This is a genomic window from Pseudomonas citronellolis, assembly GCF_001586155.1.
GTDB classification, from domain to species: Bacteria; Pseudomonadota; Gammaproteobacteria; order Pseudomonadales; family Pseudomonadaceae; genus Pseudomonas; species Pseudomonas citronellolis.
Window position 1 is genome coordinate 6,447,196 of sequence record NZ_CP014158.1, and the last position, 25,269, is coordinate 6,472,464.

Consider the following 25,269-nt stretch of genomic DNA (forward strand, 5'->3'; position numbering starts at 1 on the left):
CGCTTATTGCGGGTTGGCACGGGTGCTGGTCAGCAGGGAACCGAGGCTCGCGGCCTTCGGTTTCACCAGCCAGAACCGACGCAGGTAGTCGTCGAGGTTCTCCAGCAGGTTCGCCCCCCACTCGCTCGCCGTTTCCTCGACATATTCCACCAGGACCTTGCGCAGGTGGCTGCGCTGGGCCTCCATCGCCTCGCCGCTGATCCGCTGGATTTCCACCAGCTCATGGTTCACGCGGTCGACGAAGGTGTTGTCCATGTCCAGGACGTAGGCGAAGCCCCCGGTCATGCCGGAGCCGAAGTTGTAGCCGGTCTTGCCCAGCACGCAGACGAAGCCGCCGGTCATGTACTCGCAGCAGTGGTCGCCAGTGCCTTCCACCACCGCGTGGGCGCCGGAGTTGCGCACGCCGAAACGCTCGCCCGCGGTGCCGGCGGCGAACAACTTGCCGCCGGTGGCGCCGTACAGGCAGGTGTTGCCGACGATGGCCGACTCCTGGGTCTTGAACGGGCTGCCCTTGGGCGGGGTCACCACCAGCTTGCCGCCGGTCATGCCCTTGCCGACGTAGTCGTTGGCGTCGCCTTCCAGGTACAGGTGCAGGCCGCCGGCGTTCCACACGCCGAAGCTCTGCCCCGCGGTGCCCTTGAAGCGGAAGGTGATCGGCGCCTTGGCCATGCCCTGGTTGCCGTGCACCCGGGCGATCTCGCCGGACACGCGCGCGCCGATGGAACGGTCGCAGTTGCAGATGTCCAGCTCGTACTCGCCGCCCTTGGCGCCTTCGATGGCGCCGCGGGCCAGCTCGACCATCTTCTCGGCCAGCAGGCCCTGGTCGAACGGCGGGTTCTTCTCGACTTCACAGAACTGCGGCTTCTCGGCCGGGATCAGGTCGCTGCCCAGCAGCGGGGTGAGGTCGAGGTTGCCCTGCTTGGCGGTTTCGCCGGGCAGGATTTCCAGCAGGTCGGTACGGCCGATCAGCTCGGCGAGGCTGCGCACGCCCAGCTTGGCCAGCCATTCGCGGGTCTCGCTGGCGATGAAGGTGAAGAAGTTCGTCACCATCTCGACGGTGCCGATGAAGTGGTCCTTGCGCAGCTTGTCGTTCTGGGTAGCCACGCCCGTGGCGCAGTTGTTCAGGTGGCAGATGCGCAGGTACTTGCAGCCCAGGGCGATCATCGGCGCGGTGCCGAAGCCGAAGCTCTCGGCGCCGAGGATGGCCGCCTTGATCACGTCCAGGCCGGTCTTCAGGCCGCCGTCGGTCTGCACGCGGACCTTGCCGCGCAGGTCGTTGCCGCGCAGGGTCTGGTGCGCCTCGGCCAGGCCCAGTTCCCACGGGCTGCCGGCGTACTTGATGGAGGTGATGGGCGAGGCGCCGGTACCGCCGTCGTAGCCGGAAATGGTGATCAGGTCGGCATAGGCCTTGGCCACGCCGGCGGCGATGGTGCCCACGCCCGGCTCGGAGACCAGTTTCACCGACACCAGCGCCTGCGGGTTGACCTGCTTGAGGTCGAAGATCAGCTGCGCCAGGTCCTCGATGGAGTAGATGTCGTGGTGCGGCGGCGGCGAGATCAGCGTCACGCCGGGCACCGCGTAGCGCAGGCGGGCGATCAGGCCGTTGACCTTGCCGCCGGGCAGCTGGCCGCCCTCGCCGGGCTTGGCGCCCTGGGCCACCTTGATCTGCAGGACCTCGGCGTTGACCAGGTATTCCGGGGTCACGCCGAAGCGGCCGGTGGCCACCTGCTTGATCTTCGAGCTCTTCAGCGTGCCGTAGCGCGCCGGGTCCTCGCCGCCCTCACCGGAGTTGGAGCGCCCGCCGAGGCGGTTCATGGCTTCGGCCAGGGCCTCGTGGGCTTCCGGCGACAGCGCGCCGAGGGAGATGCCGGCGGCGTCGAAGCGCTTGAAGATCGACTCCAGCGGCTCGATTTCGTCGAGGCTCAGCGGCTGCGCGGCGGTCTTCACCTGCAGCAGGTCGCGGAGCATCGACACCGGACGCTTGTCCACCAGCGCGGTGTATTCCTTGAATTTCTCGTAGTCGCCCTGCTGCACGGCGGCCTGCAGGGTGTTGACCACGTCCGGGTTGTAGGCGTGGTACTCGCCGCCGTAGACGAACTTCAGCAGGCCGCCCTGCTGGATCGGCTTGCGGTTGTTCCAGGCATCAAAGGCCAGCAGCTTCTGCTCGTTCTCGATGTCGAGGAAGCGCGCGCCCTGGATGCGGCTGGGCACGCCCGGGAAGCACAGGCCGGTGACCTCGTCGGACAGGCCGATGGCTTCGAACAGCTGGGCGCCGCGGTAGGAGGCGATGGTGGAGATGCCCATCTTCGACAGGATCTTCATCAGGCCCTTGGAGATGCCCTTGCGGTAGTACTTGAATACCTCGTAGAGGTCGCCCAGCACTTCGCCGGTGCGGATCAGGTCGGCCAGCACCTCGTAGGCGAGGAACGGGTAGACCGCCGAGGCGCCGAAGCCCACCAGCACCGCGAAGTGGTGCGGGTCGCGGGCGGTGGCGGTCTCCACCAGGATGTTCGAGTCGCAGCGCAGGCCGGTCTGCACCAGGCGGTGGTGCACGGCGCCGACGGCCAGGGCCGCGTGCACCGGCAGCTTGCCGGGGGCGATGTGGCGGTCGGAGAGCACCAGCAGCACCTTGCCGGCGCGCACGGCTTCCTCGGCCTGGTCGGCGATGTTGCGCACGGCCGCTTCCAGGCCGACGGACTCGTCGTAGTTCAGGTCGATGTGGTGGCGGTCGAAGCCCGGGCGCTCCAGGTTCATCAGGCTGCGCCACTTCGCCGGGGAGATCACCGGGGTGGTCAGGATGGCCTGGTTGGCGTGGTGCGGCGACTCTTCGAAGATGTTCTGCTCGACGCCCAGGCAGGTCTCCAGAGACATCACGATGGCTTCGCGCAGCGGGTCGATCGGCGGGTTGGTGACCTGCGCGAAGACCTGGCGGAAGTAGTCGTAGGGCGAGCGGATGCGCTTGGACAGCACCGCCATCGGGGTGTCGTCGCCCATCGAGCCGACCGCTTCCTGGCCCTGCTCGGCCAGCGGGCGCAGCACCTGGTCACGCTCCTCGAAGGTGACCTGGAACATCTTCATGTACTGCTTGAGCTGGTCGCTGTCGTAGCTGGCCACGCCCTGGTCGTCTTCCAGGGTCGCCTGGATGCGCAGCGCGCGCTGGCGCAGCCACTGCTTGTACGGGTGGCGCGACTTCAGGCGGTTGTCGATGTCCTCGGTCTGCAGCAGTTGGCCGGTCTCGGTATCCACCGCGAGGATCTGCCCCGGGCCGACGCGGCCCTTGGCCAGCACGTCCTCGGCCTTGTAGTCCCAGACGCCGATTTCCGAGGCCAGGGTGATGTAGCCGTTCTTGGTGGTGACCCAGCGCGCCGGGCGCAGGCCGTTGCGGTCGAGCAGGCAGACGGCGTAGCGGCCGTCGGTCAGCACCACGCCGGCGGGGCCGTCCCACGGCTCCATGTGCAGCGAGTTGAATTCATAGAACGCGCGCAGGTCGGCGTCCATGGTCTCGACGTTCTGCCAGGCCGGCGGAATGATCATGCGCAGGCCGCGGAACATGTCCATGCCGCCGGTGACCATCAGCTCGAGCATGTTGTCCATGCTGGAGGAGTCCGAACCCACGCGGTTGACCAGCGGACCGAGCTCGTCGAGGTTCGGCATGAACTCGTTGACGAACTTGCTGCGCCGGGCCTGGGCCCAGTTGCGGTTGCCGGTGATGGTGTTGATCTCGCCGTTGTGCGCCAGCAGGCGGAACGGCTGGGCCAGCGGCCACTTCGGCAGGGTGTTGGTGGAGAAGCGCTGGTGGAAGACGCAGATGGCGGTCTTCAGGCGCTCGTCGGAAAGGTCCGGATAGAAAGCGGCGAGGTCCGCCGGCATCATCAGGCCCTTATAGATGATGGTCTTGTGCGAGAAGCTGCAGACGTAATGGTCGGCGTCGGCGGCGTTGGCCACCGAGGAGCGCCGACGGGCGCAGAACAGCTTCACGGCGAAGTCCTGGTCGGACAGGCCTTCGCCGCCGACGAACACCTGCTCGATCTGCGGCAGGCGCTCCAGGGCCAGGCGGCCGAGCACGCTGGTGTCGATCGGCACCTTGCGCCAGCCGACCAGTTGCAGGCCTTCGGCCTCGATCTCGCGATTCATGTTCGCGCGAGCGGCCTCGGCCTTTACCGGGTCCTGGTTGAAGAAGACCATGCCCACCGCGTACTGGGCGGGCAGATCGGTCGCGAATTCGGCCTTGGCCACCGCCCGCAGGAACTCGTCGGGCTTCTGGATCAGCAGCCCACAGCCGTCCCCGGTCTTCCCGTCCGCGTTGATCCCACCTCGGTGGGTCATGCAGGTCAGTGCTTCGATGGCGGTTTGCAGAAGTTCGTGGCTTGGCTCGCCCTGCATATGGGCGATCAGGCCGAATCCGCAGTTATCCTTGAACGTCTCAGGATGGTACAGACCTGCTTTCATAGGGAACTCTCACCGGCAAAACTTTTTTAATTCAGCGACTTCGCCTGTCTTCTCGCTCAAACGGCAAGTTTCCGACAGGCAAAGGGAGGCCATTGTACATAGGTACAAGGCGCCTCACAAATTTTTGGCGAGAGGCTGAAACTGGATGTCGCATTCCTGAAAGAAAAAACCCGCCAGTCGTGCTTGTGACTGGCGGGTTTTCATTTTTGCGACAGCGCGTCAGCGGGCGCTGGCGATTTCCTGCTGGATGCTGGCGAAGGTGCGCGGCCAGGGTTTGCCGCCCTGGGCCTTGGCCGACAGGCTCTTCACCGCGGCCACGGCGGCGGCGCGGCTGGGGAAGCTGCCGTAGGTCACCACGTAGAAGGGCTTGCCCTGCAGGGTCTTGCGGAAGTAGCGGTACTCGCCGCCGCCCTGTTTGCTGATGTAGGCCTTGGCGCTGGCCTCGGAGCCGGTGCCCAGCACCTGCACAGCATAATTCCCCGCGGGCTGCGAGCGATACCACTGGCTACCGGCGCCACCGGCGGCGGCGCTGGCCTTGGCCGGGGCCGCCGGCTTGCTCGGCGCAGCCTTGGCCACGGCCTTGGGTTCTGCCGGCTTGGCCGCGGGCTTGGCGACCGGCTTCACCGGCTCGGCCTTGGCCACCGGCTTGCTGACCGGGGCCGGGGCAGGCGTGGAAGCCACCGGCTGCGCCGGAGCGCTCGCCACGCTCGGCGCCGGCGGCACCGGATTCAGCGGTTGCGGCGCGCTCTTGCCGGCCAGCGGCGCGAGCGGCGGTGCGGAGGTGGTCACGGTCGGCGGCACGCCGGGCGCGGGCATGGCGCCTTCGTCGGCGTCTTCCTGGCCACCGGCCTGGGCCATGGGCTCGCGGATGACCGGCTGGGCCTCGCCCACCAGCGGCAGCGGCACCGGCTGGTTGGAACCGGCGAACTCCACCGAGGGACCGGAGCCCGAGGCCGGCGCCTGGGCGGCGCCCGGCTGCGCGGCGGAACCCATCGGCAACTGCGCGGAAGCCTGGGTGGCGGCGCTATCCGGCTTGCTGGTGCGGCCCTGCATGAACCAGGCGGCGACCACGCCGATGGCGACCACGCCGAGGATCAGCAGATGTTTCTTCGGCAGGCGCAGGCTGGCGCCGGGGGCGGCCTTGCGGGCGCCGCCACGGTCGGCCAGCATCGCCTCGATCAGGGCGTCGCGGGCCACCTGGTTGATCGAACCCGGCCAGCCGCCGGACTGCTCGTGGATGTCGGCCAGCAGGTCGTCGGAAATCAGCTCCGCGCCCTGCCCTGCGCCTTCCAGGCGCTGCGCCAGGTATTCGCGGGTCTCTTCCTCGCTGTAGGGCTGCAACTCGATGGCGTGGAAGCGCTCCTCGCCCTCGGACAGCGCCTCCAGCCGCGACAGCAGCTCGGGCTCGCCGAACAGGAACACGTGCAGGCGCGCCTCGCTGTTGCCGGCGGCCAGCAACAGCAGCACCTCGAGGGCGCCGTCACGCAGTTGCTCGGCATCGTCCACCAGCAGGTAGACGTCCTGCCCGGTGATCGCCAGTTGGGCAACCTTGGCCAGGATGGCCTCGATGCTCACCTGGGTGATGCCCAGGCCCTGGGCCAGCTGGCGCATCAGGGTGGCTTCGTCGGCCGCCGAACGGCCGGAGATCACCACGCTGGACACCGCATCCTTGTTGGTGCTGGCCACCAGGGCCTGGCGCAGCAGCGTCTTGCCGCTGCCCAGGGGGCCGGTCACCGCCAGCAGCAGGTGGCTGTAGCGCGCCAGGTGGTGCAGTTGGCCCAGCACCGGCTTGCGCTGTGCCGGGAAGAACTTGAAGCCAGGAACCCGCGGAGCGAAGGGGTCGTGGCTGAACTGGTAGTGGGCCAGGAAGGCCTCATCGGCATGCAAGCTGGACATGGGACCTCAATGTTCTCCTAACTGATCGACCAGGGCCTGGTAATCAGTACGCAGGGTTTCTTCCAGAATCTCACGAGGGAAGTCCGCAGTGACCACCGCATCCCCCAGCCCTTTCAGCAATACGAGGCGCAGACGGCCGTCGAGCACTTTCTTGTCCACCGCCATGTGCTCGAGGAAGTCCCCGGCGCTCATTTCCTTCGGCGGCACCACCGGCAGTTTCGCCCGCTGCAGCAGGCGCACGCCACGATCGCGCTCGGCGGCGGTCAGCCAGCCCAACAGATGCGACATCTGCAGTGCCATCACGGTTCCCGCACCCACGGCTTCGCCGTGCAGCCAGACGCCATAGCCCATGTGGGTCTCGATGGCGTGGCCGAAGGTGTGGCCGAGGTTCAGGGTGGCGCGCACCCCGGATTCCCGTTCGTCGGCGCCCACCACCCGGGCCTTGGCCGCGCAGGAGCGCTCGATGGCTTCGGCCAGCGCGGCGGAGTCGAGCGCCAGCAGCGCGTCGACGTTGTCTTCCAGCCAGGCGAGGAAAGGCTCGTCGCAGATCAGGCCGTACTTGATGACCTCTGCCAGGCCGGCGGACAGCTCGCGCGCCGGCAGCGTTCCCAGCGAGGCGGCATCGATCACCACCGCCTGCGGCTGGTAGAAGGCGCCGATCATGTTCTTGCCCAGCGGGTGGTTGATACCGGTCTTGCCGCCCACCGAGGAGTCCACCTGGGACAGCAGGGTGGTCGGCACCTGGATGAAGTCGACGCCGCGCTGGTAGCAGGCCGCGGCGAAGCCGGTCATGTCGCCGACCACGCCGCCGCCGAGGGCGATCAGGGTGGTCTTGCGGTCATGCCGCGCCTGCAGCAGGGCATCGAAGATCAATTGCAGGGTTTCCCACTGCTTGTACGCCTCGCCATCGGGCAGGACCACGGCGATCTGCGCGTAGTCGGCCAGCGTCTTCTGCAGGCGCGCCAGGTACAGCGGCGCGATGGTCTCGTTGGTGACGATGGCGACCTGCCGCCCACGGATATGCGGCGCGAAATGACGCGGATCGTCCAGCAGCCCTTCGCCGATGTGGATCGGGTAGCTGCGGTCGCCGAGATCGACAGTGAGTGTGCGCATGAAGCCCCCAGACAGGAAAGGGCACTAGGATAACGCAGAACCGCGCGCCCTTTAATGGCGCTCCAGCCTGCGCAGGCGATCGAGTATCTCCAGCACCACCAGGCGCGGTGGCCGCTCGTCGGTTTCCACCACCACGTCGGCGATCTCCCGGTACAGCGGATCGCGCAGGGCCATGAGGTCGCGCAGGATCTGCCCCGGGTTGGGCTTCTGCAGCAGCGGCCGGTTCCTGTCGCGGGCGGTGCGGGCGATCTGCTGGTCGACCGAGGCGTGCAGGTAGACCACCTTGCCGCCGGCCTTGAGCGCGGCGCGGTTGGCCTCGCGCAGCACGGCGCCGCCGCCGGTGGCGATCACCACGCCGTCGCCGTCGCAGAGCTCGGCGAGCATGGCGCTTTCCCGCTCACGAAAGCCGGCCTCCCCCTCGACGTCGAAGATCCAGGGGATGTTGGCTCCGCAGCGCTGTTCGATCTCCTTGTCGGAGTCCTTGAAGTCGAGGTGCAGCTCTTTGGCAAGAAGACGCCCGATGGTGCTCTTTCCAGCACCCATCGGGCCTACCAGAATCAGATTGGGCACGGCATTGATCAACGATCGATGGCAATGGCCTGATTATTCATGATCCGGGGAGTGAGGAAAACCAGAAGCTCGTTCTTGGTGTCCGTCACATAGTCGTTCTTGAACAGGCGGCCGACGACCGGTACGTCGCCGAGGAACGGGACCTTGGAGGTGGTCTTGGTCTGGGTGTTGGAGAACACCCCGCCGATGACGATGGTTTCACCGTCGTTGACCAGCACCTTGGCGTTGACCTCGTTCTTCTTGATCGGCGGCACGCCGAGCAGCGCGTTCTGGTAGTCGGGCTCGTCCTTGTTCACCTTGACCTGCATGATGATGCGGTTGTCCGGGGTGATCTGCGGAGTGACCTCCAGGGACAGCGCGGCCTCCTTGAAGGACACCGAGGTGGCGCCGCTGGAGCTGGCTTCCTGGTAGGGAATCTCCGAGCCCTTGAGGATCTTCGCGGTTTCCTTGTCCGAGGTGACCACCTTCGGCTGCGACACCACTTCGCCGTTGCCGGTCTTCTCCATGGCGTTGAGCTGCAGGTCCAGGGTGGTGTTGTCGGTGACGAAGCCGATGCCGATGCCGGAGGTCGGGGACGCGGTGCTGACGCCCAGATCGACGAAGGTATTGCTCGTGCTGTTGGCGCCACCGGTGATGTTGAAGTTGCCGCGATTATTCAGCGAACCACCCCACTGCACCCCCAGTTCCTTGGTGTAGTCGACGCTGGCCTCGACGATGCGCGCCTCGATCATCACCTGGCGCACCGGGATGTCCAGCTGCGAGACGATGCGTCGCAGCTCGTCCAGGCGGTCCTGGGTCTGGTAGGCGATGATGGCGTTGGTGCGGTCGTCGACGGTGATGGAGCCACGGTTGTCGGTGCCGGCGGCAGGCTGGGCGCCCGGGCCGGAACTGGTGCCGGTCACGGACTGGAACAGCTTGGCGATGTCGGAAGCCTTGGCGTAGTTCACCTGGATCAGTTCGCGACGCAGGGGCGCCAGTTCGGCGATCTGCTTCTGCGCTTCCAGCTCCTGGCGCTCGCGCGCGGCGATCTCGTCGGCCGGCGCCACCAGCAGGACGTTGCCGACCTTGCGCTTGTCCAGGCCCTTGGTCTTGAGCACCAGGTCCAGCGCCTGGTCCCAGGGCACGTTCTGCAGGCGCAGGGTGATGTTGCCCTGCACGGTGTCCGAGGCCACCAGGTTGAGGTCGGTGAAGTCGGCGATCAGCTGCAGCACCGAGCGCACGTCGATGTCCTGGAAGTTCAGCGACAGCTTCTCGCCGGTGTAGGCGAAGCTGTCCTTCTTGCGCTTCTCGGCCTCGTTGGCGGTCATCGGCTTGATGCTGACGGTCATGCGGTTGTCGGTCTGGAACACCAGGTAGTCGTACAGGCCGCTGGGCTCGATGACGATGCTGGCCTTGTCGCCGGCCGCCGAGGCGTTGACGAACTGCACCGGGGTGGCGAAGTCCTTCACGTCCAGGCGCACGCGCAGGCTGTCGGGCAGCTGGGTGCGCGGGAAGTCCAGGCGGATCTTGCCGCCCTGCTCCTGGATGTCCGGGCTGACGCTCGGGTCGGACAGATCGATGACCACGTTGCCCTCGCCCTGCTCGCCGCGCTGGAAGTCGATGTTGCGGATCGCCTTGCCCACCGGCACGTAGGGCTTGGGCTGCGCCGGGCGAGGCGCCGCGGCATAGGCCGGGGCCGCGCTCGGTGCGGAGCTGGCCGCCGCGGCGGGCGCGCCGCCCCCCTGGCCGACCAGGATGATCAGGTCGTTGCCCTGGGCGCGGGTGGAATACGGCACCAGGGTGGTCAGGTTGATGATCAGGCGGGTGCGGTCCTTGGCCTCGACCACGGTCAGGCTGCGCGCGTTGCCCACGCCCAGCTCGCGGTTCTTGCTGCCCAGCTTGTTCTGCACGCCCGGCAGGTCCAGGGCGATGCGCGCCGGCTGCTCGATGGTGTAGCCACGCGGCGCGGCCACCGGCTCGTCGAAGCCCAGCTTGAGCTCCACGCGATCCCCCGGCAGCGAGGCCACGTCGACGCGCTGCAGGTTGGCGGCGAGCAGGCTCGGCGCGAAAAGGCCGGCCAACAGGGCAAAGCCCAGGCGGGTCATAGTTCTGTTCATCGTCGTCTGTATCCGTCGTGCAGACAGCAGTTTGTTATCCATGGTCATCCCCGCCCTTAGGAGCGCTCCTTGAGAGTCAGGCTGCGCGGACGTTCGAGCCAGCCACCCTCACCATCAGGAACGATCTCGACTACATCGATCTTGCCTTCGCTGATGGAAACGATCTTCCCATCGTTGCGCCCCAGATAATCCCCCACCTTGACCCGGTGCACCCCTCCTGCACCGCGGACCAGGGCGAACGTACCCTCCTGGTTGGACAGTGTCCCCACCATCTCGAAGGTCTCGATGTTGAAACCTTCGAGGAACTGCTTGACCCGCGTTTCGTCGGGCTTGACCACCTTGGAGCCCTTCTGCTTGATCGCCAGGTCGATCTTCACCGGCGGCTGGAACGGGCTGCGCAGGGACGAGGCGTTGTAGGTGAAGGCCTCGTAGGGCTGGAACTTGGGCAGCGGCTCGATGGAGCCCTTGGGCCGCGCACGGACTTCGTCCATGTACGCCTGCAGGTCGGCGAAATCGCCACCCGAACCGCAACCATTCAGACTCAGCAGCAACAGGCCACACAGCATCAGGCGCTTGTTCATTTCTTCGCCCCCGCCTTGTTGGCCGCCGGCTTGGCCTGCACGCCCTTGTCGTTGTAGCGGTAGGTCTTGGCCACGATGGTCATGCGCAGCTTGGTGGTACTGTCCGCACTCACGGGTTTGATCTCGAAGTCGTGCAGGGTGACGATCCGCGGCAGGCTGGCCACGCCGCTGACGAAGGTCGCCAGGTCGTGGTAGCCGCCGACCACGCTGATCTGTATCGGCAGCTCGATGTAGAACTGCTGGGTGACTTCCGGCAGCAGCTTGATTTCCTCGAACTCCAGGCCGCTGCCCAGGCCGGTGCGGGTGATGTCCTCGAGCAGCCCGGGCACCTCGGTGTCGCTGGGCAGCTGGCGCAGCAGCGCGCCGAAGGACTCTTCCATCTCCTTCATCTGGTTCTTGTAGGCTTCCAGGTTGGCCGCCTGGAAGGCCTTGGTGCCGAACTGCTGCTTGAGCGTCTCTTCCTCGGCCCGGCGCTGGTCCAGCTCGCCTTGCAGGTCCTTGAGGTGGAACTGGTAGCCGAGCACCAGCACCAGCACCATCAGCAGCGCGCCGGCGATCACCTTGGCCGCGGCGGGCCAGGAACCGACGTTGTTGAAGTCCAGCTCGTTGATGTCGATCTTGCGCAGGCTTTGCAGGGAATCGGCCAGACTCATTTCTTGGCTCCTTGCGCGACTGTCTTCTTCTCCTGCTCCTTGACCTTCTCGCCAGGCTGCGTCTGCTGCACGGTGAGCTGGAAGGTGTTGGCCTGGTCGACGGCGCCCTGGGTGACCGCCTTGACCTCGGTGAGGTTGGGCGAGGTCAGCCAGTCGGAGGCGTCCAGGTTGCGCATCAGGTTGGACACGCGGTTGTTGGACTCGGCGGCGCCGGCGATGGCGATGGTGTGGCCGTTCATCTTCAGGCCGGTGTAGTACACGCCGTCGGGCAGGGTGCGCACCAGTTGGTCGAAGACGCGCCCGATGATCGGCCGGTTGCCCTGCAGGTCCTGGATGATCTTCATCCGCTCCAGCAATTGCTGGCGGCGCGTCTTCAGCTCGCTGATCTCCTTGATGCGCGCGTCCAGCACGGCGATTTCCTTGCGCAGGAAGTCGTTGCGCGCGCTCTGGTTCTCGATCGCCGAGCTGAAGTACTGGTCACCGAGGAACACCAGGCCGCCGGAGACCAGCAGCACGCCGCCCAGGGCAACCAGGAAGCGCTGCTTGCGCTCCTCGCGCAGCTGCTCCCGCCATGGCAGTAGGTTGATGCGTGCCATCAGTCGAAACTCCTCATCGCCAGACCGCAGGCAATCATCAGCGCCGGCGCATCACTGGCCAGCGCCCCGGCATTCACCTTGTTGCTCAGCACCATGTCGGCGAAGGGGTTGGCCACCAGCGTCGGGGTGCCGATCTTCTGCTGGATGAGCCGGTCCAGGTCGGGAATGGAAGCCGTGCCGCCGGCGAGCAGGATGTAGTCGACGTCGTTGAACTGGCCCGCGGCGAAGAAGAACTGCAGCGAACGCGAGACCTGCTGCACCACCGCATCCTTGAACGGTTGCAGCACTTCGCTGTCGTAGTCATCCGGAAGACCGCCCTGCTTCTTGGCGAGGCCGGCTTCTTCCACCGACAGGCCATAGCGGCGCTGGATCTCCTCGGTGAGCTGGCGCCCGCCGAACAGTTGCTCGCGGGTATAGATGGTGCGGCCGTGGTGCAAGACGCTGAGGGTGGTCATGGTGGCGCCGATGTCGACCACCGCGACGGTCAGCTCGTCGGCGTTGCCGCCCAACTGGTCGCCGAGCAGGCCGAAGGCGCGCTCCAGCGCGTAGGCCTCGACGTCCACCACCTTGGCGGTGAGCCCGGCCAGGGCCAGCGCGGCCTCGCGCACCTCGACGTTCTCCTTGCGGCAGGCCGCCAGCAGCACGTCGACGCGCTCGGCGTTGCGCGCGGATACGCCCTGGACCTCGAAGTCGATGGCGACTTCCTCCAGGGGATAGGGAATGTACTGGTCGGCTTCGATCTTGAGCTGGTTCTCCAGCTCGTCTTCGGAAAGCCCGCCGTCCATCTCGATGGTCTTGGTGATGACCGCCGAGCCGGCGACCGCCACGGCAGCCGTCTTCACGCCGGTGCGCGCCTTGGCGACCACCCGCGACAGCGCCTGGCCGACCCCCTCCAGTTCGGCGATGTTCTTCTCGACTACCGAGTTCGGCGGGAGCGGCTCTACGGCGTAGGCCTCTACCTTGTAGCGCCCGCCCGAACGGCTCAACTCGAGGAGTTTGACCGAAGTCGAACTGATGTCGATCCCCAGCAGTGTGTTCGCTTTCTTAGTGAAGAGCCCTAGCACGACTGATTTCCTATCAGCATCCGAGACTTACGGACGATTTATGTTTTTTGACATTAGATACCAGACTTGACACCCGCGCAAATAGCTCGCTGGCAAAAAAACTGCTTATAATGTGATCAGCTTTTCCCTTTTCGCCGCGCCTTTCGCTTAACTCTCTCTTTTCCCTGGAAATCCAAGACCTGCCAATGCGCCTGCTGAAGTTTCTGTGGTGGACTTGCGTCACCCTTTTTTGTGGAGTGCTGCTCGGTTTAAGTGGCGCCTACCTGTACCTGAGCCCCAGCCTGCCTTCGGTCGACGCCCTGCGCAACGTGCAGCTGCAGATTCCGTTGCGGGTTTATAGCAGTGATAACAAATTGATAGCAGAGTTCGGCGAGATGCGCCGCACGCCTATCCGTTTCGCTGACATCCCGCCGGATTTCATTCACGCCCTTCTGTCGGCCGAGGACGACAATTTCGCCAATCATTATGGCGTGGACGTGAAGAGCCTTATGCGCGCTGCCGCGCAATTATTGTCGACCGGTCACATCCAGACCGGCGGCAGCACCATCACCATGCAGGTGGCGAAGAACTACTTCCTGACCAACGAGCGCAGCTTCTCGCGCAAGATCACCGAGATCCTCCTGGCCCTGCAGATCGAGCGCGAGCTGACCAAGGACGAGATCCTCGAGCTGTACGTCAACAAGATCTACCTCGGCAACCGCGCCTACGGCATCGAGGCCGCCGCCCAGGTCTACTACGGCAAGTCGATCAAGGACCTGAGCCTGGCGCAGATGGCGATGATCGCCGGCCTGCCCAAGGCGCCCTCGCGCTACAACCCGCTGGCCAACGTGGCGCGCAGCATGGAGCGGCGCAACTGGATCCTCGAGCGGATGAACAAGCTCGGCTTCATCGACCAGGCCCGCTACCAGGAAGCCGTCGCCGAGCCGGTGGGCGCCTCCTACCACGTGGCGAGCCCGGAACTGGCGGCCCCGTACATCGCCGAGATGGCCCGCGCCGAAATGGTCGGCCGCTACGGCGGAAACGCCTACACCGAGGGCTACCGGGTCTACACCACGGTGCGCAGCGACCTGCAGCAGTACGCCAACGACGCCCTGCGCGAAGGCCTCCAGGAATACGACCAGCGCCACGGCTACCGCGGCCCCGAGGCGCGCATGCCGGGCAAGTCGCTGGACGCCTGGCGCCTGGCGGTGGCCCAGCAACGCCCGATCGGCGGTCTGGAGCCGGCCATCGTCACCCGCGTGGAGAAGAGCGGCGTGATGGTCGTCACCCGTGACGGCAAGGACGACACCATCAGTTGGGACAACATGAAGTGGGCCCGCCCCTTCCTCAGCAGCAACAGCATGGGCCCGGCGCCGCGCCAGCCCAGCGACGTGCTGCAGCCCGGCGACCTGATCCGCGTGCAGCGCAAGGACGACGGCGCCCTGCGCCTGACCCAGGTGCCGGCGGCGCAGAGCGCGCTGGTCTCGCTGAACCCGGACAACGGCGCCATCATGGCCCTGGTCGGCGGCTTCTCCTTCGAGCAGAGCAGCTACAACCGCGCCGTCCAGGCCAAGCGCCAGCCCGGCTCCAGCTTCAAGCCGTTCATCTACAGTTGCGCGCTGGACAACGGCTTCACCGCCGCCAGCCTGGTCAACGATGCGCCCATCGTGTTCGTCGACGAGTACCTGGACAAGGTCTGGCGGCCGAAGAACGACACCAACACCTTCCTCGGCCCCATCCCGCTGCGCGAGGCGCTGTACAAGTCGCGCAACATGGTCTCGATCCGCACCCTGCAGGCCCTGGGCGTGGAGCGCGCGCGCCAGTACATAAGCCGCTTCGGCTTCGATGCCCAGGAACTGCCGCCGAACCTGTCCATGGCGCTGGGCACCGCGAACCTGACGCCCCTGGAGATCGCCGGCGCCTGGAGCACCTTCGCCAACGGCGGCTACAAGATCAGCCCCTACGTGGTCGACCGCATCGAAAGCCGCGACGGCCAGGTGCTGTACCAGGCCAACCCGCCCAGCGTGCCGGTGGAGGACAACCCGCAGGTCGCCGACAAGGAGGCCGCGCAGCCCGTCGCCGCGCCGGCGGAGGACAACGACCCGGCCCACGCCAGGACCACCATCGAGCCGACCCCGGCCGAGCGCATCATCGACGCCCGCACCGCCTACATCATGACCAGCATGCTGCAGGACGTGATCAAGCGCGGCACCGGCCGCCGCGCCCTGGCCCTCAAGCGCGACGACCTGGCGGGCAAGACCGGCACCACCAACGACTCCAAGGACGCCTGGTTCTCCGGCTTCAACGCCGACTACATGACCACCGTGTGGGTCGGCTTCGACCAGCCGGAAAGCCTTGGCCGCCGCGAGTTCGGCGGCAACGTGGCGCTGCCGATCTGGATGCGCTACATGGGCGCGGCGCTCAAGGACAAGCCCTCGCACACGCTGCCCGAGCCCTCCGGCCTGGTCAGCCTGCGCATCGACCCGCTCAGCGGCCGCGCCGCGCCACCGGGCACGCCGGGCGCCTACTTCGAGCTGTTCAAGAGCGAAGACACCCCGCCGCCCATGAGCGAACTGGGCAGCGGCGCGCCGGGCACGCCGCTGCCGGCCGACGAAGGCGCGCCGATGGATCTGTTCTGATCGCCTGCGCTGGCTTTACGGGAACGCCGTTCTCCTGAGGGGGACGGCGTTTTTCGTAGGGGGCTCTTTTAGGAGGTCGGTGCTCACCTGGGGCTTCGGTGCTATGACTTGGCGCCGTTCCCTCTCCCTAACCCTCTCCCTGAAGGGAGAGGGGACCGTTCCGTGTGAAGCGTTAGTTCGACGCTCGCCGGAAATAGCGGACTTGCGGGGTGACTCAGAACTAACCGGCAGCACCGTACGGCTCCCTCTCCCTTCAGGGAGAGGGCTGGGGAGAGGGTGCGAAGGTGAGCCAGTACACCGAAGCCGCAGGTGATCCACCTTACGTCCGCGACGATTTTTCCCCCAAATGGGAAAAAATTCCGAAAAGACTGATGGCAATATGCCAAATCTTTTGATTACTCTCCGGGTGCGGCGGGGAAGGCTCCTGTGCGGTCGACCCCCATCCGATCGCCGGGAGCTTCCCGCGGCAACCCGGCCTCCGTGGCGCGCAAGGCGCCAGGGGCTCAGTCCAGCTCGCGCCAGGTCAGGTAGACGCGCAGGTCGAATTCCAGCTGGTGGTAGCCCGGCAGCATATATTCGCAGAGCTGGTAGAAGGCCTTGTTGTGGTCGCGCTCGCGCAGGTGCGCCAGTTCGTGCACCAGGATCATCCTGAGAAATTCCGGCGCCGCATCCTTGAACAGCGAGGCCACGCGGATTTCCTTCTTCGCCTTCAGCTTGCCGCCCTGCACCCGCGAGATCGCGGTGTTCAGCCCCAGGGCGCGCTGCACCACGTCCAGCTTGCTGTCGTAGAGCACCTTGTCCACCGCCGGCGCGTTGCGCATGTGCTCCTGCTTGAGCTGCATGGCGTAGGCGTACAGCGCCTTGTCGCTCTGCACCTCGTGGCGCCCGGGGTAGCGGCGCTGCAGGTAGTCGCCCAGGCGGTCCTCGGCGATCAGCTGGCGGACCTGGTCCTGCAGCTGTTGCGGGTAGGCCTGGAGGTAGCGGAGCGGTTGCATGAAGGTCGGTTCGCGGTGACGGGGCGCGCAGTCTAGCCGATCCGCGCGCCCCTTCGCAGGCTCAGTCCAGCACCACCGCCGAATAGGCCTCGGTGCGGTAGGGGAAGGCCACCTCGGCCTGGCCCTTGAGCGCCGGGTGGGTGGCGATCAGTTCCTGCAGGCGCTGCTCGACCCGCGCCTTCTGCTCCGCCGGCAACGCGGCGATGAAGCTGATCGACAGCGTCCGCGCCACTATCACCTGTTCCGGCGGGCCGATGTGGCGGTAGCTGAATTCGCGCAACTGCAGCGGGCCAAAGGGCGCGTCGGCAAAGGCCCGGCGCCATTCGCCGGTGTGGAAGCGCGGGGTACTGCCCTCGTAGGGCGCGACTATGTGGGTCAGCTCGGCGACCCAGTCCACCCGCTCGTCGCGGACGTTCCATACCAGCCCCAGGTGGCCGCGCGGGCGCAGCACGCGATGGATCTCGCGCAGCGCCTCGGGCTTGGCGAACCAGTGGAAGGCCTGGGCGCAGAGCACCGCGTCCAGGCTGGCGTCGGCCAGCGGCATGCCCTGGGCGGTGCCTTCCAGCACACGCACGTCGGGCAGCTCCTCGTGCAGGCGTTCGCGCATGGCCGCCACCGGCTCGATGGCGGTCACTTCGGCGCCGGTGCGCAGCAGCAGGCGGGTGAACTTGCCGGTGCCGGCGCCGAGGTCGGCCACCTTGCTGCCGGCCTTGATGCCGAGGCTGCCGTCGAGCCAGCCGAGCAGCTCGTCGGGGTATTCGGGGCGCCCGTGGGCGTAGGTCTGGGCTTCCTGGCCGAAGCCCTGCTGGGCGCTGGCGTGGACGCTATCCATGGACGGCTCTCCTGTACGGTGTCGCCCTCCGGTATAGCACACTCAGCGCAGCCGGCAGGCCTTGCCTTCCAGGTAGTCGCGGTAGCAGGCGAGCAGCCTGGCTTCGCTGATCCGGCAGCGCTTCTGCCGGCACTGGCTGTGGAACTCGAAGCGCCCGCCATCGGGCTCGGCCAGTTGGATACGCAGCGCCGGCCAGCCCTTGTTCGGCGCCTTCTCCGGGGTGCTCAGCAGGCGGCCTTCGCTGACCACCAGGGGCGCGCCGGCCGCGGCGTAGTCGAAGACGAACAGCAGCGAGCGCGAGGTCTTCAGCGTGCACTCGGTGTGGCTCAGGCAGTTCTGCGCATCCACCGGCAGGTCGACCGCCGACGCTCGCGGCGCGGGGGCTGCGGCGGGCGCGGGCGCACCGGGCGGCTGCGCGGCGCAACCGGCGAGCAGGAGCATCAGCAGGGGAACGAGCCAACGCATGGCAGCCTCTGTGTCTGGCATGGATACGAAAGAGCCCCGCCGGGGCGGGGCTCTTCAGGGGCGGGGCCGGATCAGTTGATCTTCGGCTCCAGTTCGCCCTTGGCGTAGCGCTGGAACATGGCTTCCAGGGAGATCGGCTTGATCTTGGAGGCGTGGCCGGCGGTGCCGAAGGCTTCGTAGCGGGCGATGCAGACATCGCGCATGGCCTCGATGGTCTTGGCGAAGTACTTGCGCGGGTCGAACTCGCTCTTGTTCTGCGCCAGGAAGCGACGGATGGCGCCGGTGGAGGCCAGGCGCAGGTCGGTGTCGATGTTCACCTTGCGCACGCCGTACTTGATGCCTTCGACGATTTCTTCTACCGGAACGCCGTAGGTTTCCGGGATTTCGCCGCCGAACTCGTTGATGATCGCCAGCCAGTCCTGCGGCACCGAAGAGGAGCCGTGCATCACCAGGTGGGTGCCCGGGATGCGCGCGTGGATCGCCTTGATGCGGTCGATGGCGAGGATGTCGCCGGTCGGCGGCTTGGTGAACTTGTAGGCGCCGTGGCTGGTGCCGATGGCGATGGCCAGGGCGTCGACCTTGGTTTTCTTGACGAAGTCGGCGGCTTCTTCCGGGTCGGTCAGCAACTGGCTGTGGTCCAGCACGCCTTCGGCGCCGACGCCGTCTTCCTCGCCGGCCATGCCGGTTTCCAGGGAGCCCAGGCAGCCCAGCTCACCTTCCACGGAGACGCCGCAGGCATGGGCGAAGGCCACGGTCTGCTGGGTCACGCGGACGTTGTATTCGTAGTCGGCCGGGGTCTTGCCGTCTTCCTTCAGCGAGCCGTCCATCATCACCGAGCTGAAGCCCAGCTGGATGGAACGCTGGCACACGTCGGGGCTGGTGCCGTGGTCCTGGTGCATGCACACCGGGATGTGCGGGAATTCCTCGATGGCCGCCAGGATCAGGTGGCGCAGGAAGGGCGCGCCGGCGTATTTGCGGGCGCCGGCCGAAGCCTGCACGATCACCGGGGAATCGGTCTTGTCGGCCGCTTCCATGATGGCGCGCATCTGCTCGAGGTTGTTGACGTTGAAAGCCGGGACGCCGTAGCCGAACTCGGCGGCGTGGTCCAGCATTTGGCGCATGCTGATGAGTGCCATGTTTTCACTTCTCCCAGGAAGTTGGGCTCGTTCTATGGTTCGACAGCCTGCCGCAGGGGCAGGCCGCATTCAAGTCTGTTGCGCCGCGCGGTCTAGCGTGCGCGGCAGCCGCGGCCGATCAGGTCGTTGCTTTCCACCCAGTAGATCAGCCCCTGGTCGCCGGTGATGCTGAAGCCGACCAGTCCATCGCTATAGAAAGCACCGGACCCGCCGGGTTCCTCCTCCAGATGATGGACGACGTCGTCCTCGCCCAGGCGCAGGTCCACCACCGACGAGCGGGTGCCTTCGACGTAGCGCCAGATCACCACGGCGCCGCTGTCGCAGGTCCAGTGGTTCCAGCCGCCTTTGGCGGTGCCGGCGCCGCTTCCCGCGGGGTGGCTGGAGCAACCGGCCAGCAGGGCGCCCAGGGCCAGGGCGGCGAGGTAACGCTTCATCGGGCAATTCTCCCTCTCACGGCGATGCCGTATGTCCATTCAGCCCCGCGCCGCGCCGGCGCCCCGGTTCAGGGGTATTTCACCGGGGGTCGGACGCCGCCAGGCTCACTGCTTGGCGCGTTGCTCCAGCACTTCCACGGCCGGCAGGACCTTGCCTTCGACGAACTCGAGGAAGGCGCCGCCACCGGTGGAAATGTAGGAGATCCGCTCGGCCACGCCATACTTGTCGATGGCCGCCAGGGTGTCGCCGCCGCCGGCGATGGAGAACGCCGGGCTCTCGGCGATGGCCAGGGCCAGGGTCTTGGTGCCTTCGCCGAACTGGTCGAACTCGAAGACGCCGACCGGGCCGTTCCACAGGATGGTCTTCGACGACTTCAGCAGCTCGGCGAACTGCGCGGCGGTCTGCGGGCCGATGTCGAGGATCATGTCGTCGTCGGCGACGTCGGCGATGGCCTTGACGGTGGCGGCGGCGCTTTCGGCGAACTCCTTGGCCACCACGACGTCGACCGGCAGCGGCACGCTGACCTTGGCCGCGATGGCCTTGGCGGTGTCGACCAGGTCGGCCTCGTACAGCGACTTGCCGACCTTGTAGCCGGCCGCGGCGAGGAAGGTGTTGGCGATGCCGCCGCCGACGATCAGTTGGTCGCAGATCTGCGCCAGGCTGTTGAGCACGTCGAGCTTGGTGGAAACCTTGGAGCCGGCGACGATGGCCGCCATCGGCCGCGCCGGGTTGCCCAGGGCCGTGCCCAGGGCGTCCAGCTCGGCGGCCAGCAGCGGGCCGGCCGCGGCGACCTTGGCGAACTTGGCCACGCCGTGGGTCGAGCCCTCGGCGCGGTGGGCGGTGCCGAAGGCATCCATGACGAAGACGTCGCACAGGGCAGCGTACTTCTGCGCCAGCTCGTCGGCGTTCTTCTTCTCGCCCTTGTTGAAGCGCACGTTCTCGAACAGCACCAGCTCGCCCGGCTTGACCTCGACGCCGTCGAGGTAGTCGCGCACCAGCGGCACGTCGCGGCCCAGGGCCTTGCTCAGGTAGTCGGCGACCGGCTTGAGGCTGTTCTCCTCGGAGAACTCGCCCTCGGTGGGGCGGCCCAGGTGCGAGCAGACCATCACCGCCGCGCCCTTCTCCAGGGCCAGCTTGATGGTGGGCAGCGAGGCCAGGATGCGGGCGTCGCTCTTCACCACGCCGTCCTTCACCGGCACGTTGAGGTCCTCGCGGATCAGCACGCGCTTACCTTGGAGGTCGAGGTCGGTCATCTTCAAAACGGTCATGACATCAGTCCTGTCTGGGCTGGTTGTTTAACGTTCGCTGGCGGCGACCCGCAGGAAGTGCCCCGCGGTGTCGAGCATGCGGTTGGCGAAGCCCCACTCGTTGTCGAACCAGGCCAGCAGGTTCACCAGGCGCGGCCCGGAAACGCGGGTCTGGCTGCCGTCGACGATCGCCGAGTGCGGGTCGTGGTTGAAGTCGCAACTGGCGTGTGGCAGCTCGGTGTAGTCCAGCAGGCCCTTGAGCGGCCCGCTGCCGGCGGCCTCGCGCAGCACCCTGTTGATTTCCGCGGCGGAAGTGTCGCGGGAAACCTGCAGGGTGATGTCCAGGGCCGAGACGTTCACCGTCGGCACCCGGATGGCTTTGGCCTGGATTCGCCCGGCAAGTTCCGGGAGCAGGCGCTCGATGCCCCGCGCGAGCCCTGTCGATACCGGGATCACCGACTGGAAGGCCGAGCGCGTGCGGCGCAGGTCCTCGTGGTGGTAGGCGTCGATCACCGGCTGGTCGTTCATCGCCGAGTGGATGGTGGTGATCGAGACGTACTCGATGCCCACGGCCTCGTTCAGCAGCTTGAGCAGCGGCACGCTGCAGTTGGTGGTGCAGGACGCGTTGGAGACCAGCTTCTCGGCGCCGGACAGCTGTTGCTGGTTGATGCCGAAGACCACAGTGGCGTCGACGTCGGTCTCGCTGGCCATGGGCTGGGAGAACAGTACCCGCGGCGCGCCGGCGGCGAGGAAGCGCTGGCCATCGGCGCGGCTGTGGTAGACGCCGGAGCACTCCAGCACCAGGTCGACGTCCAGCGCCGCCCAGTCGATGGCCTCGGGCTCGGCCTGGCGCAGCACCTTCACGCAGTCGCCGCCGACGTGCAGGCAGCCGTCGGCCACGCTCACCTCGCCGGGGAAGCGGCCGTGGGTGGAGTCGAAGCGGGTCAGGTATTCCAGGCTCGGCAGGTCGGCCAGGTCGTTCAGCGCGACGATGGAAAAGCCGGCCTTCGCGCCGCGCTCGTGCAGGGCGCGGAACACGCAGCGGCCGATGCGGCCGTAGCCATTGAGGGCGACACGGTAAGGGCGTTTGGGCATAAGCCTTCGGAAGCCGAAAGCAGGAAGCTGGAAGCTGGAAGCCGAGAGCAAAAGCAGCCAGGGGCATGCTTGCGCTTCAAGCTTCCAGCTTCAGGCTTCCAGCTATCAGGCTCAGTCCTCCAACAATTCCTGGGCAGTGGAGAGAACGTTCTCGACGGTAAAGCCGAAGTGCTCGAACAGCGCCGGCGCCGGGGCCGACTCGCCGAAGGTGGTCATGCCGATCACGCGGCCTTCCAGGCCCACGTACTTGTACCAGTAGTCGGCATGGGCGGCCTCGATGGCGATGCGCGCGCCGACCTGCACCGGCAGCACGGCCTGCTTGTAGCCGGCGTCCTGCTGCTCGAAGACGCTGGTGGAGGGCATGGAGACCACGCGCACCTGGCGGCCTTCGGCGCTGAGCTTGTCGTAGGCCTGCACGGCCAGGCCGACTTCCGAGCCGGTGGCGATCAGGATCAGCTCCGGCTCGCCGGCGCAGTCCTTGAGCACGTAGCCGCCGCGGGCGACGTTGGCCAGCTGCTCGGCGTCGCGCGCCTGGTGCGGCAGGTTCTGGCGGCTGAAGATCAGCGCCGAGGGGCCGTCGTTGCGCTCGATGGCGTATTTCCAGGCCACCGCGGATTCGACCGCGTCGGCCGGGCGCCAGGTGTCCAGGTTCGGCGTCAGGCGCAGGCTGGCCAACTGCTCGATGGGCTGGTGGGTCGGGCCGTCCTCGCCCAGGCCGATGGAGTCGTGGGTGAACACGTAGAGCACGCGCTGCTTCATCAGGGCGGACATGCGCACGGCGTTGCGGGCGTATTCCATGAAGATCAGGAAGGTCGCGCCGTAGGGGATGAAGCCGCCGTGCAGGGCCACGCCGTTCATGATGGCGCTCATGCCGAACTCGCGCACGCCGTAGAACACGTAGTTGCCCGAGGCGTCGGCGGGGGTCACGCCCTTGCAGCCCTTCCACAGGGTCAGGTTGGAGCCGGCCAGGTCGGCGGAGCCGCCGAGCAGCTCCGGCAGCAGCGGGCCGAAGGCGTTCAGCGCGTTCTGGCTGGCCTTGCGGCTGGCGATGGTCTCGCCCTTGGCGGCGACTTCGGCGACGTAGGCCGCGGCCTGCTCGGCGAAGTCGGCCGGCAGCTCGCCCTTGACGCGGCGCTGGAACTCAGCAGCCAGTTCCGGGTGCGCGGCCTGGTAGGCGGCGAAGCGCTGGTTCCACTCGGCCTCGCGGGCGGCGCCGGCTTCCTTGGCGTCCCACTCGGCGTAGATCTCGGCGGGGACTTCGAACGGGCCGTGGTTCCAGCCCAGGGCGGCGCGGGTGGCGACGATCTCGTCATTGCCCAGCGGCGCGCCGTGGCACTCTTCCTTGCCCTGCTTGTTGGGCGAGCCGAAGCCGATCACGGTCTTGCAGCAGATCAGCGTCGGGGCGTCGCTCTTGCGCGCGGTCTCGATGGCGGTCTTGATCTCGTCGGCGTCGTGGCCGTCGACGTTGCGGATCACCTGCCAGCCGTAGGCTTCGAAGCGCTTCGGGGTGTCGTCGGTGAACCAGCCGTGGACCTCGCCGTCGATGGAGATGCCGTTGTCGTCGTAGAAGGCGATCAGCTTGTTCAGGCGCAGGGTGCCGGCCAGGGAGGCGACCTCGTGGGAGATGCCTTCCATCATGCAGCCGTCGCCGAGGAAGGCGTAGGTGTAGTGGTCGACGATGCCGTGGCCTTCGCGGTTGAACTGCGCGGCCAGCACCTTCTCCGCCAGGGCCATGCCCACGGCGTTGGCGATGCCCTGGCCGAGCGGGCCGGTGGTGGTCTCCACGCCCGCGGTGTAGCCGTACTCCGGGTGGCCCGGGGTGCGCGAGTTGAGCTGGCGGAAGTTCTTCAGGTCCTCGATGCCCAGGTCGTAGCCGGTCAGGTGCAGCAGCGAGTAGATCAGCATCGAGCCGTGGCCGTTGGACAGCACGAAGCGGTCGCGGTCGGCCCACTGCGGGTTGCCCGGGTTGTGCTTGAGGTAGTCGCGCCAGAGCACTTCGGCGATGTCCGCCATCCCCATGGGGGCGCCTGGGTGGCCGCTGTTGGCTTTCTGCACGGCATCCATGCTCAGTGCGCGGATGGCATTGGCTCGCTCACGACGGCTGGGCATCGCTGAATCTCCTGCGGGGGCTGCTTCGATTGATCGAAGGGATGAAAAAAGGCGGCCATTTTCGCCCAGCCGGCCATCGCGGGGCAATGACAATCGGGCCGCAGGCTACAGGCGGCAGGTTTCTTGCGCGAGCCGCCTTTGGCAGGAGCGAGCCTGCTCGCGAACAAGCGCCGTGCCAGGCCGGTTCGCGAGCAAGCTCGCTCCTGCAGTCCTGGCGTTGCCGCTACCTTCCGTCTCCAATATCAAAACTTTTTGATACAGCCGTTGCCACCATCCTCCCGGGGCTCTAGACTCCGCCCCCTATGAGCCTGCGCATGCCCCTGATCCGCCACGATGCCTGCGACGAGCTGGCCGCGCTGTGCAAGGCCGGCGGCGACCCGCTGCGGCTGAACGTGCTGCGGGTGCTGGCCAACGATTCGTTCGGCGTGCTGGAGCTGGCGCAGATCTTCGCCATCCGCCAGTCGGGCATGAGCCACCACCTGAAGGTGCTGGCCCAGGCCGGCCTGGTGGCGACGCGCCGCGAAGGCAACGCGATCTTCTACCGCCGCGCCCTGCCCCAGGCCGACAGCCTCGGCGGCAAACTGCACGGGGCGCTGCTGGCGGAAGTGGACGAGCTGGCGCTGCCGGCCGAGGTGGACGCCCGCGTCGCCGCGGTGCATGCCCAGCGCGCGGCGGTGAGCCGCGACTACTTCGCCCGCAGCGCGGAGAAGTTCCAGGCCACGCAGGACCTGATCGCAGGGCTGCCGCAATACCGTGAAAGCGTTCTGGCGCTGCTCGACGCACTGAGCTTCGCCCCCGGCGCCACGGCGCTGGAAGTCGGCCCCGGCGACGGCGGGTTCCTCCCCGAGCTGGCCCGGCGTTTCGCGCGGGTGACCGCGCTGGACAATAGCGTGGCCATGCTCGATCTGGCCCGCCGGCGCTGCCTGGAGGCAGGGCTGACGAACGTGCGGCTGGACCTGGCCGACGCCCTGCAGGACGCCGCCGAACCGGCCGACTGCGTGGTGCTGAACATGGTGCTGCACCATTTCGCGGCGCCCGCCGAGGCCCTGCGCCAGTTGGCGCGCCTGGTGAAGCCGGGCGGCAGCCTGCTGGTGACCGAACTGTGCAGCCACGACCAGAGCTGGGCCCGCGAAGCCTGCGGGGACCTCTGGCTGGGGTTCGAACAGGAAGACCTGGCCCTTTGGGCCGATGCCGCGGGGCTCGCCCCCGGCGAGAGCTTGTACATTGGTTTACGTAATGGCTTTCAGATCCAGGTGCGGCATTTCGCCAAGCCGGATTCGCGAAGCGTCCTCACCCACCGGTAAAGACAGGAACCGTTA

19 protein-coding genes are annotated in these 25,269 nt (G+C 67.0%); 2 read left to right on the forward strand and 17 right to left on the reverse strand.

Translation table 11 applies throughout. The annotated features are described in order from the left end of the window. Nucleotides 1–3: 3 nt before the first annotated feature. The 9 genes from gltB to PcP3B5_RS28180 all read right to left on the reverse strand — a co-directional run bounded on the left by gltB (nt 4) and on the right by PcP3B5_RS28180 (nt 13,018). Nucleotides 4–4,449 carry a glutamate synthase large subunit gene (gltB, locus tag PcP3B5_RS28140; RefSeq protein WP_061562994.1) on the reverse strand — a complete coding sequence of 1,482 codons (4,446 nt, stop codon included), beginning with the start codon at nt 4,447–4,449 and terminating at the stop codon, nt 4–6. 219 nt (nt 4,450–4,668) lie between these two features. Continuing rightward, a complete protein-coding gene (locus PcP3B5_RS28145; RefSeq protein WP_061562995.1) occupies nt 4,669–6,345 on the reverse strand; it encodes an AAA family ATPase in 1,677 nt (558 codons plus the stop codon). A 6-nt stretch (nt 6,346–6,351) separates the two neighbouring features. Beyond that, nucleotides 6,352–7,458 carry a 3-dehydroquinate synthase gene (gene aroB / locus PcP3B5_RS28150; RefSeq protein WP_009613636.1) on the reverse strand — a complete coding sequence of 369 codons (1,107 nt, stop codon included), beginning with the start codon at nt 7,456–7,458 and terminating at the stop codon, nt 6,352–6,354. A gap of 51 nt (nt 7,459–7,509) precedes the next feature. Further along, the gene (gene aroK, locus PcP3B5_RS28155; RefSeq protein WP_043268468.1) at nt 7,510–8,001 is read right to left on the reverse strand and encodes a shikimate kinase AroK; all 492 of its coding nucleotides are present in this window, start codon (nt 7,999–8,001) and stop codon (nt 7,510–7,512) included. Nucleotides 8,002–8,036: 35 nt separating this feature from the next. Next, entirely contained in the window at nt 8,037–10,124 is a 2,088-nt protein-coding gene (locus tag PcP3B5_RS28160) for a type IV pilus secretin PilQ (protein WP_024128058.1), read from the reverse strand. A 56-nt stretch (nt 10,125–10,180) separates the two neighbouring features. Continuing rightward, nucleotides 10,181–10,705, reverse strand: coding sequence for a type 4a pilus biogenesis lipoprotein PilP (gene pilP, locus PcP3B5_RS28165; RefSeq protein ID WP_009613643.1), 525 nt, complete (start codon nt 10,703–10,705; stop codon nt 10,181–10,183). After that, on the reverse strand, nt 10,702–11,358 hold the full coding sequence (pilO, locus tag PcP3B5_RS28170) for a type 4a pilus biogenesis protein PilO (protein ID WP_009613645.1): 657 nt from the start codon (nt 11,356–11,358) through the stop codon (nt 10,702–10,704). The genes pilP and pilO overlap by 4 nt, the downstream gene beginning before the upstream one ends. Further along, nucleotides 11,355–11,954, reverse strand: a complete 600-nt coding sequence (gene pilN, locus PcP3B5_RS28175; protein WP_009613648.1) for a type 4a pilus biogenesis protein PilN — start codon at nt 11,952–11,954, stop codon at nt 11,355–11,357. Before pilN ends, pilO begins: the two co-directional genes overlap by 4 nt. Next, the gene (locus PcP3B5_RS28180; protein ID WP_009613650.1) at nt 11,954–13,018 is read right to left on the reverse strand and encodes a pilus assembly protein PilM; all 1,065 of its coding nucleotides are present in this window, start codon (nt 13,016–13,018) and stop codon (nt 11,954–11,956) included. The genes pilN and PcP3B5_RS28180 overlap by 1 nt, the downstream gene beginning before the upstream one ends. Nucleotides 13,019–13,203: 185 nt before the next feature. On the opposite strand from PcP3B5_RS28180, the gene PcP3B5_RS28185 reads away from it, so the two are divergent. Further along, nucleotides 13,204–15,636, forward strand: a complete 2,433-nt coding sequence (locus tag PcP3B5_RS28185) for a penicillin-binding protein 1A (protein ID WP_061562996.1) — start codon at nt 13,204–13,206, stop codon at nt 15,634–15,636. Nucleotides 15,637–16,139: 503 nt separating this feature from the next. Here PcP3B5_RS28185 and PcP3B5_RS28190 read toward each other — a convergent pair. The 8 genes from PcP3B5_RS28190 to tkt all read right to left on the reverse strand — a co-directional run bounded on the left by PcP3B5_RS28190 (nt 16,140) and on the right by tkt (nt 23,950). Further along, nucleotides 16,140–16,631 (reverse strand): M48 metallopeptidase family protein, encoded by a 492-nt coding sequence (locus PcP3B5_RS28190; RefSeq protein ID WP_043268464.1) that lies wholly within the window; start codon nt 16,629–16,631, stop codon nt 16,140–16,142. A 61-nt stretch (nt 16,632–16,692) separates the two neighbouring features. Further along, nucleotides 16,693–17,463, reverse strand: coding sequence for a class I SAM-dependent methyltransferase (locus PcP3B5_RS28195; RefSeq protein WP_061562997.1), 771 nt, complete (start codon nt 17,461–17,463; stop codon nt 16,693–16,695). Between the two features lie 42 nt (nt 17,464–17,505). Beyond that, entirely contained in the window at nt 17,506–17,928 is a 423-nt protein-coding gene (locus tag PcP3B5_RS28200) for a hypothetical protein (RefSeq protein ID WP_009613658.1), read from the reverse strand. 71 nt (nt 17,929–17,999) lie between these two features. Next, the gene (gene fba / locus PcP3B5_RS28205; protein WP_009613660.1) at nt 18,000–19,064 is read right to left on the reverse strand and encodes a class II fructose-bisphosphate aldolase; all 1,065 of its coding nucleotides are present in this window, start codon (nt 19,062–19,064) and stop codon (nt 18,000–18,002) included. A 92-nt stretch (nt 19,065–19,156) separates the two neighbouring features. Further along, nucleotides 19,157–19,498 carry an MliC family protein gene (locus tag PcP3B5_RS28210; protein ID WP_009613662.1) on the reverse strand — a complete coding sequence of 114 codons (342 nt, stop codon included), beginning with the start codon at nt 19,496–19,498 and terminating at the stop codon, nt 19,157–19,159. Nucleotides 19,499–19,603: 105 nt separating this feature from the next. Continuing rightward, nucleotides 19,604–20,767 (reverse strand): phosphoglycerate kinase, encoded by a 1,164-nt coding sequence (locus PcP3B5_RS28215; protein WP_043268456.1) that lies wholly within the window; start codon nt 20,765–20,767, stop codon nt 19,604–19,606. A 27-nt stretch (nt 20,768–20,794) separates the two neighbouring features. Then, a complete protein-coding gene (epd, locus tag PcP3B5_RS28220) occupies nt 20,795–21,841 on the reverse strand; it encodes an erythrose-4-phosphate dehydrogenase (RefSeq protein ID WP_061562998.1) in 1,047 nt (348 codons plus the stop codon). Between the two features lie 111 nt (nt 21,842–21,952). After that, complete coding sequence (gene tkt / locus PcP3B5_RS28225; protein WP_061562999.1) at nt 21,953–23,950, reverse strand: transketolase; 1,998 nt, start codon at nt 23,948–23,950, stop codon at nt 21,953–21,955. A 302-nt stretch (nt 23,951–24,252) separates the two neighbouring features. Between tkt and PcP3B5_RS28230 the strand changes: the two genes are divergently transcribed. Next, a complete protein-coding gene (locus tag PcP3B5_RS28230; protein ID WP_024128059.1) occupies nt 24,253–25,254 on the forward strand; it encodes an ArsR/SmtB family transcription factor in 1,002 nt (333 codons plus the stop codon). Nucleotides 25,255–25,269: the final 15 nt, after the last annotated feature.

Excerpts from the sequence above, each read along its gene's own strand:
- PcP3B5_RS28200 (WP_009613658.1), bottom strand. The coding sequence starts at position 17,928 with ATGCGTTGGCTCGTTCCCCTGCTGATGCTCCTGCTCGCCGGTTGCGCC.
- PcP3B5_RS28145 (WP_061562995.1), bottom strand. The coding sequence starts at position 6,345 with ATGTCCAGCTTGCATGCCGATGAGGCCTTCCTGGCCCACTACCAGTTC.
- PcP3B5_RS28230 (WP_024128059.1), top strand. The coding sequence starts at position 24,253 with ATGAGCCTGCGCATGCCCCTGATCCGCCACGATGCCTGCGACGAGCTG.
- PcP3B5_RS28215 (WP_043268456.1), bottom strand. The coding sequence starts at position 20,767 with ATGACCGTTTTGAAGATGACCGACCTCGACCTCCAAGGTAAGCGCGTG.
- epd (WP_061562998.1), bottom strand. The coding sequence starts at position 21,841 with ATGCCCAAACGCCCTTACCGTGTCGCCCTCAATGGCTACGGCCGCATC.
- gltB (WP_061562994.1), bottom strand. The coding sequence starts at position 4,449 with ATGAAAGCAGGTCTGTACCATCCTGAGACGTTCAAGGATAACTGCGGA.
- pilP (WP_009613643.1), bottom strand. The coding sequence starts at position 10,705 with ATGAACAAGCGCCTGATGCTGTGTGGCCTGTTGCTGCTGAGTCTGAAT.
- PcP3B5_RS28190 (WP_043268464.1), bottom strand. The coding sequence starts at position 16,631 with ATGCAACCGCTCCGCTACCTCCAGGCCTACCCGCAACAGCTGCAGGAC.
- pilO (WP_009613645.1), bottom strand. The coding sequence starts at position 11,358 with ATGAGTCTGGCCGATTCCCTGCAAAGCCTGCGCAAGATCGACATCAAC.
- PcP3B5_RS28195 (WP_061562997.1), bottom strand. The coding sequence starts at position 17,463 with ATGGATAGCGTCCACGCCAGCGCCCAGCAGGGCTTCGGCCAGGAAGCC.
- aroB (WP_009613636.1), bottom strand. The coding sequence starts at position 7,458 with ATGCGCACACTCACTGTCGATCTCGGCGACCGCAGCTACCCGATCCAC.
- PcP3B5_RS28210 (WP_009613662.1), bottom strand. The coding sequence starts at position 19,498 with ATGAAGCGTTACCTCGCCGCCCTGGCCCTGGGCGCCCTGCTGGCCGGT.
- aroK (WP_043268468.1), bottom strand. The coding sequence starts at position 8,001 with ATGGGTGCTGGAAAGAGCACCATCGGGCGTCTTCTTGCCAAAGAGCTG.
- pilN (WP_009613648.1), bottom strand. The coding sequence starts at position 11,954 with ATGGCACGCATCAACCTACTGCCATGGCGGGAGCAGCTGCGCGAGGAG.
- tkt (WP_061562999.1), bottom strand. The coding sequence starts at position 23,950 with ATGCCCAGCCGTCGTGAGCGAGCCAATGCCATCCGCGCACTGAGCATG.
- fba (WP_009613660.1), bottom strand. The coding sequence starts at position 19,064 with ATGGCACTCATCAGCATGCGCCAAATGCTGGACCACGCCGCCGAGTTC.
- PcP3B5_RS28185 (WP_061562996.1), top strand. The coding sequence starts at position 13,204 with ATGCGCCTGCTGAAGTTTCTGTGGTGGACTTGCGTCACCCTTTTTTGT.
- PcP3B5_RS28160 (WP_024128058.1), bottom strand. The coding sequence starts at position 10,124 with ATGAACAGAACTATGACCCGCCTGGGCTTTGCCCTGTTGGCCGGCCTT.